Origin of the sequence: Clostridium sp. SGI.024, from assembly GCF_050315195.1 — a bacterium.
In the GTDB taxonomy this organism is placed as follows: domain Bacteria; phylum Bacillota; class Clostridia; order Clostridiales; family Clostridiaceae; genus Clostridium.
Window position 1 is genome coordinate 1 of record NZ_JBNPON010000040.1, and the last position, 15,345, is coordinate 15,345.

Genomic DNA, 15,345 nt, shown 5'->3' on the forward strand with positions numbered 1-15,345 from the left:
CTATAAAGTATCTAAGCTTGTTTTTTATTCTAAAGCTAATTTATTTCTATATTTATCTGAAATAATTTTAAATATAGGTACTCCTACTATAGTTACTACTACGAATTCACCTATTCCAACTTGTAGCATAGTTATTAACATAGGTAATTCAGACACTACACTTAACATCCATCCAACTATTAAACCATTAAAGATAGTTGGCCATAAAGATGATACAATTAAACTAACAATATTTGACTTCATATATTTAGAGGTAATTGATATAGCACTTACACTTAAAAAGGTTGCTAAGGTACCAAAAGTAATATCCATTAAACCGTACCCACCAAACAAATTTGATATTAAACATCCTAGTGTTAATCCTACTATGTATATTGGATCTAAAAATGCAAGAAGGACTAAAATTTCAGATATTCTAAATTGTATTGGTCCATAACTTATAGGTGCTAGTATTATAGTTAATACCGCATATAGTGCTGCAATTAAAGCTGATTTTACTATTTTAGATGTTAAATTGTTATTCAAAATAATTCCCTCCATTTTTTTAATAAAAATTAAGGAGCTGTATTACAACAGCCCCAAAAAAACAAATTAAAATAAAGCTATATTAGATATTGAAATAAAAATAGAGGGTTATTTATTAAACCCTCTACGAATAAATCATACTTAATATAAAATACAATTAATAACCGTAGTTTTATTTAGAGACAGGAGGCTTCCGAACTGTCTTATTCAATTTACTATAATAGTATATTTCATTTATTACTTATTGTCAATTCATTAATATACTCATTAATTTTATTTAGTTCTTTATATTTATTAACCCACCAATCTCTATTCCACAACCTATATATATTAATATTATTATCCATATAGTATTTATATAAAAAAACGTCATTACTTACTAAACTATTATTTAACAATAAAATAATTCTATATTCATTTGTTTTTATCTCCATATAAGGATTATTAATAATTATGTGTAAATTTATATTTTTATCTAATAAGAAGTATTTAATTTCTGATAATATTTCATTATTTTCATTAATTATATAATTATTTTCCTTATTAAAGTTAAATTCTCTTATTTTATTATCTATATCTAAGGATAGTATAGTTTTAGATATCTTAGATATAGATTCAAAATCAATCTTTCTATCCTCTTCATTGGAGATTACTATAATTTTATTGAATTTAAGATTTTTGTTTATTAATTCCTGTATATTTTCATTAGAAAGGCTAGATACTGTACAGGGAAAAAAACTATTTAACTCATCTTCGCTGATAGTATTTACATTTTCTTTTAGTTTAGAGGATGAACTTCTTAACTTATTATCCCATATTTTATTGATTGCTTTTGAGATTATGGTATTCTTTTTATAGTTATCAGTATATATACTATTTATAACACTATCATATTCTTTATATAGTTCAATTATATTTGTATTTTTAATTTCCTCTTCTTCAATATCTAAATAGCATTTTAACATAGGAAGAATTGTTAATAATTCATCTATATATTTCTTTTCTTCTAAATCATCATAACAATATTTTAATATGTTTTCTTCGATACTTGAAATGTTGTCAATAGTATTAAATATATTTCTATTCTTGTATGCTATATTAAATATTCTTTTATACAAATTAAGATTCTCGTAAATATTTTTACTTTTGATTATAGTAATAATTAATTCATTATACTTTTCTTCTCTTATAATTGATTTTAAGAAGGATAACTTTTCCTTCAACTTATTTAAATAATTATAATTATTTAAATACTCATTATAAATTTCATCCTTTATTTTAGAAAAAGCCTTTAAATTTTCTTCATCTTTATTTTTATTATATTTCTTAAATATATTAAACCACTTTTTAGTAATTGTCTTATTTAATAATTTATAGTTATACTTTAAGTTAACAATATTGGTTAATGATAAAATATAATCTTCATCAATTATTTCATTTGAAATATATGCATCAATAAAGTCCTCAGTATATATAGATACAATTAGATTATGTTCGATTTCTTTATTATCTATTATAGTGTTTATTAAATATATAGAATCATTTATTAAATTATAATCTAGTGGTAATTTTAAATAATTATAGATATCGTTATCCACAAATCGTCTATACTGTATATATTGAGTACTTAAACCTGATGACAATATATTTTTACATGCTTCTTTTAATTCATTATAATTATAATTTTTAAAAGGATTTTTAATTCTAAAGGTTCTGTAATATTTATTGTAAGTATGGTTACTATCAAGTTTTCTACCAGTCAGTATATACTTCTCTATTAAAGGAATATCATAATTACAATTATTAAAAAAATTACTTATTTGTTTTAATATATCCTGCTTCTTATTAATATTCCTATAAAGCAATTCTACTTTACTTATGATAGTTTTACCTGTCTGCTCCTGTAAATTTAATAATAAATAGCTTATTAACTCTTCAATGTTATAATTCCCATCTAAATATAATAATCTTTTATCAAGATCTTTAAATATATTAGTAGCAAGAATACCTTCTTGATAGGAATCCGTTAGAATTAAGACTTGTTCTTCATTAAATAGATAATAGGATACTATTTCATTTATAACTTCTAATAATTCATTTTCATTGATTTTATAGCATAGTATGTTATTATCTGAATCATTCAAAATATTATTAGCTATATAATTTATACTTAATAATGCTTTATTATTATCAAGAGTTAAATAATTACTAATAGGTACCTCCTCCTTATTTAAATATTAATACAATATATTCATTTATAAAAAAAATTATAATTAATTCATTTATATTTTTTATTTATGTCAATAATATAAATATTGATTGTAGGGTATTGTAAGGAGCTGATTTTTTGAAAAGATTATATAAAATAATTACAGTTTTTTTAATTTCAATACTAGTTACTACTTTACTGTTAGTAATTTACTTCAAAAATTCATTAATGATTATATATAGTGTATATAATGAATTAAAAAACAGAAATGAATCTGTTGAAACCTTAGGAGAATTAACAGATTACTATACAACAACTACTATGGATCTGAAAAATATCAAGTACAAAGACACTTTATCAAAGGATGTATTCTTAGATATTTATAAATCAGATATAGAAGATAAGCCTTCTCCTGTTATTATATACGTACACGGAGGGAGTTGGGTTTATGGTGACAATGGGATACCTAAAGGATTAGAACCTATATTAAAAGCTTTTAATAAAAGGGGCTTTACAATTATTAGTCTTTCTTACGAACTTTTAAAAGAAGATGTTCCAATAGAAAATCCAATTATAGATGTTAAAGATTCAATTAGATGGGTTTATAAAAATAAAGAAAAATATAACTTTGATACAGAGAATATTGGAATTCTTGGTATATCATCTGGAGCACATTTAGCTTTAATGGCATCATATTCAGAAGAGGATATGTTTTTAGGTGATGAATCTTTAAGAAAGTATCCATCTAATGTAAAATATGTTTTAGATGTATTTGGACCTACAGAATTAAATACCTTGGATATATCTGATATTGATGAAGAATATAAAAAAAACCTTGAAAATATACTTAAGTCAAAAGATATTTTAGAGAAGTATACTCCTATAAATTATATTAATAGTTCTACTCCTAGTACATTAATTATACATAGTAAAAGTGATGAAATAGTACCATATGAAAATGCAAAAACCTTATATACAAATTTAAAAGAAAAAGATATAAAAAGCAAACTACTTACATTAAAATCAGGTTCTCATTATTTTAGTGGCTATAATAAATTTGAAATAGTAGCTTTAATTTTTGAAACACTAAAATTTTTAGATATAAATAATAAATAATAGAGGCTATCACATAATATAAAATTAATAAGGAGCTGCTTAGGCAACTCCTATTTGTTATATGTAACTCCATACTTTTCATAATAAGATTCTATAGAAGACTTCATGTTATCATCAATATAGACTTTTCCATTAAGTTCTCTATTATATAAATATTCTACTACTTCTTTCATAGTAACTATTGAGTAAGTAGTTATTCCAAAAGTCTCTTTTATTTCTTCTTGAGCAGATTTTTCAGATTTTCCCTTCTCCATTCTGTCAACTGAAATAATAAGACCTTTTATATCTACATCTCCTTGTGCTTTTAATATTGGAGCAGTTTCATATATAGATGTTCCCGCTGTCATAACATCCTCAACAATAACTACTCTTTTACTATCTTTTAGAGATCCTCCTAATAAAATTCCACCTTCACCGTGATCCTTTACTTCTTTTCTATTAGAACAATACTCAACATTTATATCATATAATTCATTTAAAGAAATAGCAGTTGTTACTGTTAATGGAATTCCTTTATAAGCAGGACCAAATAAAACATCAAAATCACTTCCAAAATGATTATTTATTGCTTTAGCATAAAACTCTCCTAATTTTTTTAATTGAGCACCTGTTGTATAATTTCCTGTGTTTATAAAGAATGGAGTTTTTCTGCCACTTTTAGTAGTAAAATCTCCAAATTTTAAAACATTGCTATTAACCATAAATTCGATAAATTCTTCCTTATATCTATCCATAACAATTCATCCTTCCGATACAAATATTAAACGTATAAATTAATTAAATATACGCCTTTATAATTTTATCATTTTTTTTCATAAATTGCTAATATTTTTGTATATAAATACTCTTTAAAGGAAATTAGGAGTTACTTAAAGCAACTCCTAATAAATTATGAATATCTATTTATTCTCTAGCTTCTTTATTTAGCTCATAGAGCCTTTGTCTTTCTGGTAAAGTTAAATCTAAAGTTCCTTCTCTTTTATTTATTAACTTTTCAAGCTCTTTAAATTTTTCTTCACCTAACTTTATTTTTATAACATCTGATTTAATGATTCTTAGCTCATTACACTCCGAAATTGTTAATTTTTCACCACTATTAACTTTTTCTCTTAAGGTTTTAATTTTTTCTCTTGTAGTTTCATTAAGATACCCTTCATTTTTAGGAGTCCAAAAGTCATCAAATTTATCCTCTTTACTTATATTTATACTATATTCACTAAATACCCTTAATGCATTACCTTTATATCTAATATCATCTGATTTTATAGTATTAATATTAGATGATATTAATGTAGTTGAAATTATAGAAAGTAAAGCTAAACATCTTAACATCTTTTGTCCCTCCTTTTAGATATTCACATTATTATTATGTGAAATTATCTAATAATTAAAGAAAGTAATTTTTACTATTATTTTTTATTTTCCTAATAAATATTCATTTACACTTTTTGCAGCTTCTAAACCTTCTCTTATTGCCCATACTACAAGAGATTGTCCTCGACGAGCATCACCACAAGTAAATATTTTTTCTCTACTAGTTTTAAAGGATTTATACTCTGCATCAATATTACCTCTATTATCTAGATTAATATTCAAACTATTGCTTATATATTCTTCAGTACCTAAGAATCCCATTGCAAGCATAACAATATCTACATCAATTATTTCTTCACTACCTTCAACTTCTTTAAAGGTTAGTCTTTTATTTTCATCTTGATACCAATGCACCTTTATAATTTTAGCTGCTTTTACACGTCCAGCTTCATCAGATATAAATTCTTTGACACTTGTACAATATTTTCTAGGATCTTCTCCGAAAATTTCAATTGCTTCTTCTTGGCCATAATCTACCTTTAAAGTTCTATTCCATTCAGGCCAAGGATTGCTATCTAATCTTTCCTTTGGCAAAGGATTTGTAATTTCTAACTGAATTACAGATTTACAACCTTGTCGTATAGATGTTGCCACACAGTCAGTACCAGTATCACCACCACCAATTATTAAAACATTTTTATCCTTAGCAGATATATAATTTTCATTTTTATCATTATTTAGTAAGTTTCTTGTATTTTCCTTTAAATAATCAACTGCAAAGTGTATTCCTTTAAGATTTCTTCCTGAAACATTTAAATCTCTAGGTTTAGTAGCTCCAGTAGCTAAAACAATAGCATCATACTCTTCTAAAATTTTATTTCTTAAACTTTCATCTTTGCATATATCTAATTTAGTGAAAAATCCTACACCTTCATCTTCTAATAGTTTTATTCTTCTATTAACTACTTCTTTATCAAGCTTCATATTAGGTATACCATACATTAATAATCCACCAAGTCTATCTTCCCTTTCAAAGACATCAACCTTGTATCCAAATCTATTTAAGTAGTAACTACAAGATAAACCTGCAGGTCCAGAGCCTATTACAGCAACTTTTTTATCATTTCTATATCTAGGTATTTCTGATTTCATAATACCTATATTAAAAGCTGTATCAATTATATATCTTTCATTTTCCTTAATACTAACTGCAGGTCCATTTATAGATACAGTACATGCAGATTCACATGGAGCTGGACAAACTCTTCCAGTAAACTCAGGAAATGGATTTGTCTTTAGCAATCTATCTAATGCTATGCTGATATTATCTTTATATACTAAATCATTAAATTCAGGTATTAAATTATTTAAAGGACATCCTGATGCCATTCCTTTTATTAATAAGCCTGATTGACAAAATGGAATTCCACAATCCATACATCTAGCACCTTGCTTTGCCTGTTCATCCTTAGAAAGTAAGTTATGAAATTCATTGTAATGAGTAATTCTTTCTTTAACAGAATCATTTTGTCCTATTTTTCTTTCAAACTCTAAAAATCCAGTTGGTTTTCCCATTACATAGCACTCCTTTCATAAAAAGCAGCTAGAAGTGCTTCTTCATGATTTAAGCCTTCAGCTTTTTTCTTATCTATTAATGTTATTATTGTTTTATAATCATTAGGGACAATTTTTTTGAATTTTTTTCTTTCTTCATTCCAATTTTCTAATATTTCAGTTCCACGTTTAGAATCTGTTAATGCAACATGTTCTTTTATTAGAGATTTAATAGTTTCTTCATCACTAGTTTCTACTGATTCTATTTCTACTAACTCTTTATTTAATTTGCTATTGAAAGTATTATCTTGATCAAATACGTATGCTATACCACCGCTCATACCAGCTGCAAAGTTAAGACCACAACTACCTAATAACACTACGGTTCCACCTGTCATATATTCTAAGCCATGATCACCAACTCCTTCAACTACAGCTATAGCTCCAGAGTTTCTTACTGCAAATCTTTCTCCTGCAACTCCATTTATAAATACCTTTCCTGACGTTGCTCCATATAATGCAACATTACCTATAACAATATTTTCTTCTGGATTAATATTACAATCTTCTGGATTTTTAACTATTATTTTTCCTCCAGATAGGCCTTTTCCTAAATAGTCGTTACAATCACCATTTACTTTAATTGTTATTCCCTTTGGCATAAAGGCTCCTATACTTTGACCACCTGATCCTGTACAGTTTAATACTATAGAATCATCTTTTAATGTATTATATCCATATTGTCTAGTAATATTACAGCCAAGTAATGTACCTAAAGTTCTATCAGTATTATTTATATCTATATTGATATTTATTGAGTTAGTACCATCAAAACTTTTCTCAACTATAGGAATTAATAAGCTTCTATCTAAAGTTCTTGCTTTCTCTTCTTTATAATTTTTATTAAATTTATTTTGTGCAGTAAAGAATCTTTCATCTTTAATTAATAATGAAGATAAATTAACTTTACTTCTTTTAAATCCCTTTTTACTTTCTTTTTCCTTAAGTCTATCAAATCTACCAACCATTTCATCAATAGTTCTAAAACCAAGTTTTGACATATATTCTCTTAACTCTTCAGCTATAAAATACATAAAGTTAATTACATATTCTGGTTTACCCTTAAATCTTTTTCTAAGTTCTTTATTTTGTGTAGCTATTCCTACAGGGCATGTATCTAAATTACATACTCTCATCATTACACAGCCTAAAGATACTAATGGAGCTGTTGCAAATCCAAATTCTTCTGCGCCTAATAAAGCAGCTATAGCTACATCTCTACCAGTCATCAGCTTACCATCAACTTCTAATCTAACTCTATCTCTTAATTTATTTAAAATTAAAGTTTGATGAGCTTCCGCAATTCCAAGTTCCCATGGTAAACCAGCATTTTGAATTGATGTTTTAGGTGATGCTCCTGTTCCACCATCATGGCCTGAAATTAAAATAACATTTGCACCAGCTTTTGCAACTCCTGTTGCTACTGTACCAACACCTGCCTCAGCAACTAACTTTACTGATATATCGGCTTCATCATTAGATTGTTTTAAATCATATATTAATTGAGCTAAATCTTCTATTGAATATATATCATGATGTGGTGGTGGTGATATTAATCCAACTGCAGTAGTAGCCCCTCTAGTATTTGCTATCCAAGGATATACTTTTTTAGCTGGAAGCTGTCCACCTTCACCTGGTTTAGCTCCTTGAGCCATTTTTATTTGTATTTCACTAGCATTAACTAAATATTCAGAGGTTACACCAAATCTTCCAGAAGCTATTTGTTTTATAGCAGATCTTCTAGAGTCTCCATTTTCATCTGGTATAAATCTATCTCTATCCTCTCCACCTTCACCAGTATTAGATTTTCCACCTATTTTATTCATAGCAATAGCTAATGCTTCGTGGGCTTCCTTAGAAATAGATCCGTAAGACATAGCACCTGTCTTAAATCTTTTTACTATTGATTCAACACTCTCTACTTCATCTATAGGAATTGGATCACTTAAAAATTTGAAATCTAATAAACTTCTTAATGTTATAAAAGAATCCTCACTATCTATCAGCTCAGAATATTCTTTAAATATTTTATAATCTCCACTTCTTGTTGCTTGCTGCAATTTATAAATAGTTAATGGGTTGTATAAATGTTCTTCCTTATCTGCTCTAAATTTATCTCTTCCACTAGAATTAAAGGTAAATTTAAAATTAGAATTACTCTTTTTATATGCATTTCTATGATTTCTAAGAATTTCATCTTGAATTTCTTTTAAAGATATTCCTTCTATTCTACTTATAGTGTTAGTAAAGTATTTATTAATAACATGTTCATTTATTCCAACTGCCTCAAAGATTTGAGCACCTTTATAAGATTGAATAGTAGATATACCCATTTTGGACATTATTTTAATCAAACCTTTTAATATAGCTTTATTATATTTCTTAACAGCTATGTTATAATCTTCATTTAAGAATTTATCCTCTTGTAATTTAAGAATTGACTCATAAACTAAATAAGGATTTACAGCAGAAGCACCAAATCCAATAAGAGTTGCAAAATGATGTACTTCTCTAGGTTCTCCACTTTCTACAATTAAATCAACCTTACTTCTTAGGCCATTTTTTATTAAGTAATGATGTACAGCAGATAATGCTAATAAGGATGGTATTGGTAGTATTTTATCATTAACATTTTTATCACTTAAAATAATAATGTTATATCCTTCTAAAATTGATTTTTCTGCCTCTTGACATAATAAATCCAGAGCCAATTCTAAGTCATATTCATCGTCTTTTTTTCCATATGAAGCATTAATAGTTTTCACTTTAAAATTAGGATTATCAATATTTCTTATTTTACTTAAGTCTTCATTTGTCAAAATAGGTGTTGCTAGTTTGATTTTTTGAGTATTTTCTTCTATTTCACCTAAGAGATTTTCTGATGAACCAAGATAAATAGTTGTTGATGTTATAATTTCTTCTCTTATTGCATCTATTGGAGGATTAGTTACTTGAGCAAATAATTGTTTGAAATAATTGAAAAGAGGTTGAGGTTCTTTTGATAGTACAGCTAAAGGAGTATCTACACCCATAGAACTTAATGGTTCCTCACCTTTTTCACACATTGGTAAAATAGTATTTTTTAAATCTTCATATGTGTAGTTATAAATCTGTAGTAATTTATCTCGATTTATATTAAAGTTATCCTTATTTTGAGAAGCTGATTTTATATTTTCTAGTGGAATTATATTTTCATCACCCCAATTTGAGTAAGGTTTCTTTGAATAGTACTGCTTTTTAACTTCTTCATTACTTAATATTTTTTTATTTAATGTATCAACTAACAATATTTTTCCAGGTGTTAATCTACCTTTTGATACTATATCATCATTTCTTATATCTAAAGCTCCTACCTCTGAAGACAATATTAAATTATTATCTTTTGTTATATAGTATCTAGCAGGTCTTAAACCATTTCTATCTAAAGTTGCACCCATAACATTTCCATCAGAAAATACAATAGCTGATGGACCATCCCATGGTTCCATCAAGGTAGCATTATATTCAAAAAATGCTTTTTCTTCTTTAGAAATAAAATTATTTTTCTCCCATGGTTCTGGAATTAGCATCATAATAGCTTCTTCTATACTTTTGCCATTCATAATTAGAAATTCTAAAGTATTATCTAAAATAGCAGAGTCTGATCCTTCACTATTTATTATAGGTAAAGCTTTCTTTAAATCATTTTCTATTTCCTTATTATATAAATTTCCTTCTCTTGATAATAAACTATTTATATTACCTCTTAACGTATTAATTTCACCATTATGAATTATATATCTATTAGGATGTGCTCTTTTCCAACTTGGGACAGTATTGGTACTATATCTTGAATGCACCATTGTAATTGCTGACTGAACTTTGGCATTTGATAAATCTATATAAAAATTCTTAAGCTGACTTGCAAGTAATAAACCTTTATATACAATAGTTTTAGAAGATAAAGATGATATATATGCTTTTTCAGTAACTAATTCTTTTTCAAATCTTCTTCTTATAATATATAATTTTCTTTCGAAATCTCTAAAGTCATTAATATATGAAGGCTTTTCAATAATTACCTGTTTAAAACAAGGCATAGATGTTACTGCATATTCACCTAAAACTGATTTATTTACAGGTACAGACCTCCAAGCTAAAATATTCAAATCCTCTTCGCAGCATAACTTTTCAAATATGCTAACACAAGTTTTACGCTCCATTAAATCTATTGGTAAAAAAAACATACCAACTGCATAATTCCCCTCTTCTGGAAGGATTACTCCAAGTTTTTGGGCTTCTTCTTTAAAAAATCTATGAGGAATTTGAAATAGTATACCGGATCCATCTCCAGTTTTACCATCTGCTCCAGTACCACCTCTATGTTCTAAATTAATTAATATATTTAGAGCATCCTCAATAGACTTGTGGGTTTTTGTTCCATTAATATTAACTACAGCTCCAATTCCACATGCATCGTGTTCAAAAGAACTTCTATATAAACCTATATCTTTATGCATAAATATCAACCTTTCGAATAATTTATTAATAATCCTTGTTATGGCAGAATTTAAAATTCATAATAAAAAATATAAAACTATTTTTCTATAGTTGCTAAAATAGAATTACTGAAGTATTTTTAGTACTTCAATAATTCTATTTTACACCTTAACTGTTTGCCACATTGCTACAGTATAAAATTAATTATGATATAAATTTCTTTGCATATTCTACCATTCTTAATCCAGAATCCATACTATTTTTTTGAATATATCTGTAAGCTTCATCTTCACTTAATCCTTTTTTATACATAAGTAACCCTTTAGCTTTTTCTATAATTATTCTTTCATTAATTTTTAATTCTAGATTGTTTACTTTTTTCTTTAATCTATTTATTTTTCTTTCACTTTGATAAATAATATCTAAAGTATTCAATAATACCATAGTATTTATTGGACTTGATATACAAATAATATCTGTTTCTTCTTGTATAATTGATTTATAGGGTTCATTAACAATAGCAAGAAAGCTACAATCATCTCCTGTACTTTCAAAGATATCAAGTAAATTCATATCTTTAAACTTATACCCACAAATGACTATAGATGGAGATAATTGTTTTATGGATCTTATAAGTTCATTGCCATATTTACACACTGCTATAACATTAAATCCATTTCCTACTAGGATACTTTTTATCTTTTGAGAAGTTTCTTCGTTATTAAGTGCAACTATTACATCTATTGTCATTTATATTGCTCCCTTACTGATTTAAATAGTTATCAATTTCCCATGCATGAACCTTACTTCTATATTCATCCCATTCTGCTTTTTTTGCTTTTATATAATTATTAAATGTGTGTTCACCTAAAGTGTTCTTAACTAGTTCACTTTCTTCCATATACTTAATAGCTTCTTCTAAGCTACCTGGAAGACTATCTATTCCGTCTATATCTCTTTCTTCTAATGTCATTTTAAAGATATTTTTTTCTACACTGTCAGGTGGAACCAAGTTGTTTTTAATACCATCAAGTCCAGCTGCTAAAAGGCAAGATAATACCAAATATGGATTTGCACTTGGATCTGGACATCTAAGTTCAATTCTTGTACCATTTCCTCTTGATGCTGGAACTCTTATTAAGGGACTTCTATTTTTAGCTGACCATGCTATATATACTGGAGCTTCATATCCAGGAACTAATCTCTTATAAGAATTAACTAGAGGATTTGTTATAGCAGATATTCCTTTTATATGCTTTATTAATCCAGCAATAAAACTATAAGCAGTAGCACTTAAGCCTAATTTATCATTTTCATCAACAAATGCATTTTTACCGTCTTTATTTAATGACATATTAACGTGCATTCCAGAACCATTTATTCCAAAGAAAGGTTTTGGCATAAAGGTTGCATAAACACCGTGTCTTTGGGCTATCGATTTTACAACTAATTTAAATGTCATTACATTATCAGCCGTAGTTAAAGCATCTTCATATTTAAAATCTATTTCATTTTGACCTTCAGCAACTTCGTGATGTGAAGCTTCGATTTCAAATCCCATATCCTCTAATACTAAAGTTATATCTCTTCTAACATTTTCTCCTGAATCTAATGGACTTAAATCGAAATATCCTGCTTGATCTTGAGTTTTTAATACAGGTTTACCATACTCATCAGTACTTAATAAGAAAAATTCACATTCAGGTCCTACATTCATTGAGTATCCTAAATCTTCAGCTTCTTTTAAAACTTTCTTAAGAATATTTCTAGGATCTCCTTCAAATGGAATTCCTTCTGGTCTATAAATATCACATATTAATCTAGCAACCTTACCTTGTTGTGGTCTCCATGGAAAAATAACAAAACTATCTAAGTTAGGTCTTAGGTACATATCAGATTCTTCTATTCTTACGAAACCTGATATAGATGAACCATCAAACATAATTTGATTATCTAAAGCTTTTTCTAATTGCTTGTCCGTAATTGCTACATTTTTTAAGGATCCAAATATATCAGTAAATTGTAATCTAATAAATTTTACCCCATTTTCTTTTACTAATTGAATTATATCATTCCTTGAATATTTTGGCATAGTGCCTTCCCCCTTTTTACTTATAAAAAAAAGCGCACAATAGAAAAATCTCTATTGAACGCCTTTGCTCAAAAATTACTTTATTAAATTATATTATTTATTTTTTAGAATTGCAACTATTTTTTTGATAAATTTAAGTATAATTTTTTAATTATCATAATAATTACTTAATATTTACTTTATATAATTAAAAAACTAATAATCTAAGCCTTTAATTTATTAACAAACCTTTTAATTCTTTTAACTGCTTCTATTAAATCTTCTGTAGAAGAGGCATAACAAGCTCTAATGTAACCTTCACCACATTCTCCAAAAGCATTTCCAGGAACAGCTAGGACATTTTCCTCTAATAGTAATCTTTCACAAAATTCATCAGAGGTTAAACCTGTTGATTTGATACACGGAAATACATATAAAGCTCCTAAAGGTTCAAAACATTCTAGTCCCATCTCTCTAAATCCATTAACTAATATTCTTCTTCTTCTATTATATTCTCTAGACATTTCTCTCACACTATCATCACCGTGCTTAAGTGCTTCAATTGCTGCAAACTGAGCAGTTGTAGGAGAACACATTAATGCATATTGATGTATTTTTTTTAATGCATCAATTAAAACAGGATGTCCACATACATAGCCTAATCTCCAGCCTGTCATTGCATAAGCCTTAGAAAAACCATTAATAACCAATGTTTTATCTTTAACTTCTTCAAAACTAGCAATTGAATAATGATCTTTATCATAAGATAATTCTGCATATATTTCATCAGAAAGAATAATAATATCTTTATCCTTTAAAACTTCTACAATTTCTTTAAGTTCTTCTTTAGTCATTATTGCTCCTGTAGGATTATTAGGGAAAGGAATTATTACTACCTTTGTTTTAGGAGTTATAGCTTTTTCAAGAAGATCTGCTGTAAGTTTAAAATCATCTTCTTGTCTTAAATTAATAATTACAGGAGTTGCTCCACAAAAAGTTGCACAACCTTTATATGCCACAAAGCTAGGCTCAGGTATAATAATCTCATCTCCTGGTCCAACAAGTGCTCTTAAAGCAAGATCTATTCCCTCACTACCACCAACAGTTACAAGTATTTCATCTTCAGGATTATAAGTTAAATTAAATCTTCTCTTTAAGTAATTAGAGATTTCTTTTCTTAATTCTATAAAACCTGCATTTGACGAATAATGAGTTTCCCCTTTTTCTAAAGAATAAATACCAGCTTCAATAACATTCCAAGGTGTTACAAAGTCAGGTTCGCCAACTCCAAGAGAAATAACATCTTCCATTTCGTTAATTAAGTCAAAATATTTTCTTATCCCTGAAGGTGGCATGTTTTTAACATTATCTAATATCATATCTTCTAATATCATATAAATATAGCCTCCCTACTTTCATTTTTCTTTTCTTTAAATATTCTTCCATGATCTTTATACTTTTTAAGTACAAAATGAGTTGCTGTACCGGTTACATATTCTTGTATTGCAAGTTTTTCAGATACGAATAAAGCAACGTCTTTCATAGTTTTTCCTTCAACTATAACTGTTAAATCAAAACCTCCAGAAGACATTAAATAACAAGCTTTAACTTCATTAAATTTATATATTCTCTCTGCAACTTTGTTAAAACCCACTCCTCTTTGAGGAGTAATTTTTACTTCTATTAATGCAGTTACAGTTTCTTTACCTGTATTCTCCCAATTTATGAGAGTTGTATAACCTGCAATAATATTTTTTTCTTCATAATCTCTTATTGCTTCTCTAACCTCTTCAACTGTTTTCCCAGTCATAGTAGCTATTTCTTCATCTTTATATCTACTATTCTTCTCTAATACTTCTAATATCTCATCCATAAGACACCCCTCCATAATATAAAAAAATAAGCCCTCCATCCCCAAAAAAAGGGACGAAGGACAATGCTTCCGCGGTACCACCCTAATAAGTAATACTTTACTCACTCATTATGAATATATATTTTTATATTCACATCTCTATAA

Annotated in this window: 11 protein-coding genes and 1 other annotated feature (1 of these 12 only partly in view); of the genes, 1 reads left to right on the forward strand and 10 read right to left on the reverse strand. The window is 27.2% G+C overall.

Going from position 1 to position 15,345, the window contains the following annotated elements; all coding sequences use genetic code 11:
• Positions 1-24: 24 nt before the first annotated feature.
• Both ACQRD5_RS11350 and ACQRD5_RS11355 read right to left on the reverse strand, forming a co-directional pair.
• Positions 25-528, reverse strand: a complete 504-nt coding sequence (locus ACQRD5_RS11350) for a QueT transporter family protein (RefSeq protein WP_291625926.1) — start codon at positions 526-528, stop codon at positions 25-27.
• Positions 529-755: 227 nt separating this feature from the next.
• The gene (locus ACQRD5_RS11355) at positions 756-2,669 is read right to left on the reverse strand and encodes a hypothetical protein (protein WP_291625838.1); all 1,914 of its coding nucleotides are present in this window, start codon (positions 2,667-2,669) and stop codon (positions 756-758) included.
• Between the two features lie 203 nt (positions 2,670-2,872).
• Between ACQRD5_RS11355 and ACQRD5_RS11360 the strand changes: the two genes are divergently transcribed.
• Positions 2,873-3,850: an alpha/beta hydrolase gene (locus tag ACQRD5_RS11360; protein ID WP_291625840.1), complete on the forward strand. Its 978-nt coding sequence runs from the start codon at positions 2,873-2,875 to the stop codon at positions 3,848-3,850.
• 50 nt (positions 3,851-3,900) lie between these two features.
• On the opposite strand, the gene pyrE is transcribed toward ACQRD5_RS11360, so the two are convergent.
• The 8 genes from pyrE to ACQRD5_RS11400 form a co-directional block, all read right to left on the reverse strand.
• The gene (gene pyrE / locus ACQRD5_RS11365) at positions 3,901-4,584 is read right to left on the reverse strand and encodes an orotate phosphoribosyltransferase (protein WP_291625842.1); all 684 of its coding nucleotides are present in this window, start codon (positions 4,582-4,584) and stop codon (positions 3,901-3,903) included.
• A gap of 169 nt (positions 4,585-4,753) precedes the next feature.
• The gene (locus ACQRD5_RS11370) at positions 4,754-5,182 is read right to left on the reverse strand and encodes a hypothetical protein (RefSeq protein WP_291625844.1); all 429 of its coding nucleotides are present in this window, start codon (positions 5,180-5,182) and stop codon (positions 4,754-4,756) included.
• 84 nt (positions 5,183-5,266) lie between these two features.
• The gene (locus ACQRD5_RS11375) at positions 5,267-6,739 is read right to left on the reverse strand and encodes a glutamate synthase subunit beta (RefSeq protein ID WP_427746827.1); all 1,473 of its coding nucleotides are present in this window, start codon (positions 6,737-6,739) and stop codon (positions 5,267-5,269) included.
• Positions 6,739-11,277 carry a glutamate synthase large subunit gene (gene gltB, locus ACQRD5_RS11380; protein ID WP_427746828.1) on the reverse strand — a complete coding sequence of 1,513 codons (4,539 nt, stop codon included), beginning with the start codon at positions 11,275-11,277 and terminating at the stop codon, positions 6,739-6,741. Before gltB ends, ACQRD5_RS11375 begins: the two co-directional genes overlap by 1 nt.
• A gap of 184 nt (positions 11,278-11,461) precedes the next feature.
• Entirely contained in the window at positions 11,462-12,007 is a 546-nt protein-coding gene (locus tag ACQRD5_RS11385; RefSeq protein ID WP_291625850.1) for an ANTAR domain-containing response regulator, read from the reverse strand.
• A 13-nt stretch (positions 12,008-12,020) separates the two neighbouring features.
• Entirely contained in the window at positions 12,021-13,349 is a 1,329-nt protein-coding gene (gene glnA, locus ACQRD5_RS11390) for a type I glutamate--ammonia ligase (protein WP_427746829.1), read from the reverse strand.
• Positions 13,350-13,552: 203 nt separating this feature from the next.
• Entirely contained in the window at positions 13,553-14,722 is a 1,170-nt protein-coding gene (locus tag ACQRD5_RS11395) for an aminotransferase class I/II-fold pyridoxal phosphate-dependent enzyme (RefSeq protein WP_291625854.1), read from the reverse strand.
• On the reverse strand, positions 14,719-15,201 hold the full coding sequence (locus ACQRD5_RS11400) for an Lrp/AsnC family transcriptional regulator (protein WP_291625856.1): 483 nt from the start codon (positions 15,199-15,201) through the stop codon (positions 14,719-14,721). The genes ACQRD5_RS11395 and ACQRD5_RS11400 overlap by 4 nt, the downstream gene beginning before the upstream one ends.
• A gap of 46 nt (positions 15,202-15,247) precedes the next feature.
• Positions 15,248-15,345 (reverse strand) — a binding site (T-box leader); it runs 157 nt beyond the window's last position.

Bases quoted from the DNA above. Each gene is read 5' to 3' on its own strand.
- ACQRD5_RS11370 (WP_291625844.1), bottom strand. From the start codon at position 5,182: ATGTTAAGATGTTTAGCTTTACTTTCTATAATTTCAACTACATTAATA.
- ACQRD5_RS11385 (WP_291625850.1), bottom strand. From the start codon at position 12,007: ATGACAATAGATGTAATAGTTGCACTTAATAACGAAGAAACTTCTCAA.
- gltB (WP_427746828.1), bottom strand. From the start codon at position 11,277: ATGCATAAAGATATAGGTTTATATAGAAGTTCTTTTGAACACGATGCA.
- pyrE (WP_291625842.1), bottom strand. From the start codon at position 4,584: ATGGATAGATATAAGGAAGAATTTATCGAATTTATGGTTAATAGCAAT.
- ACQRD5_RS11400 (WP_291625856.1), bottom strand. From the start codon at position 15,201: ATGGATGAGATATTAGAAGTATTAGAGAAGAATAGTAGATATAAAGAT.
- glnA (WP_427746829.1), bottom strand. From the start codon at position 13,349: ATGCCAAAATATTCAAGGAATGATATAATTCAATTAGTAAAAGAAAAT.
- ACQRD5_RS11375 (WP_427746827.1), bottom strand. From the start codon at position 6,739: ATGGGAAAACCAACTGGATTTTTAGAGTTTGAAAGAAAAATAGGACAA.
- ACQRD5_RS11395 (WP_291625854.1), bottom strand. From the start codon at position 14,722: ATGATATTAGAAGATATGATATTAGATAATGTTAAAAACATGCCACCT.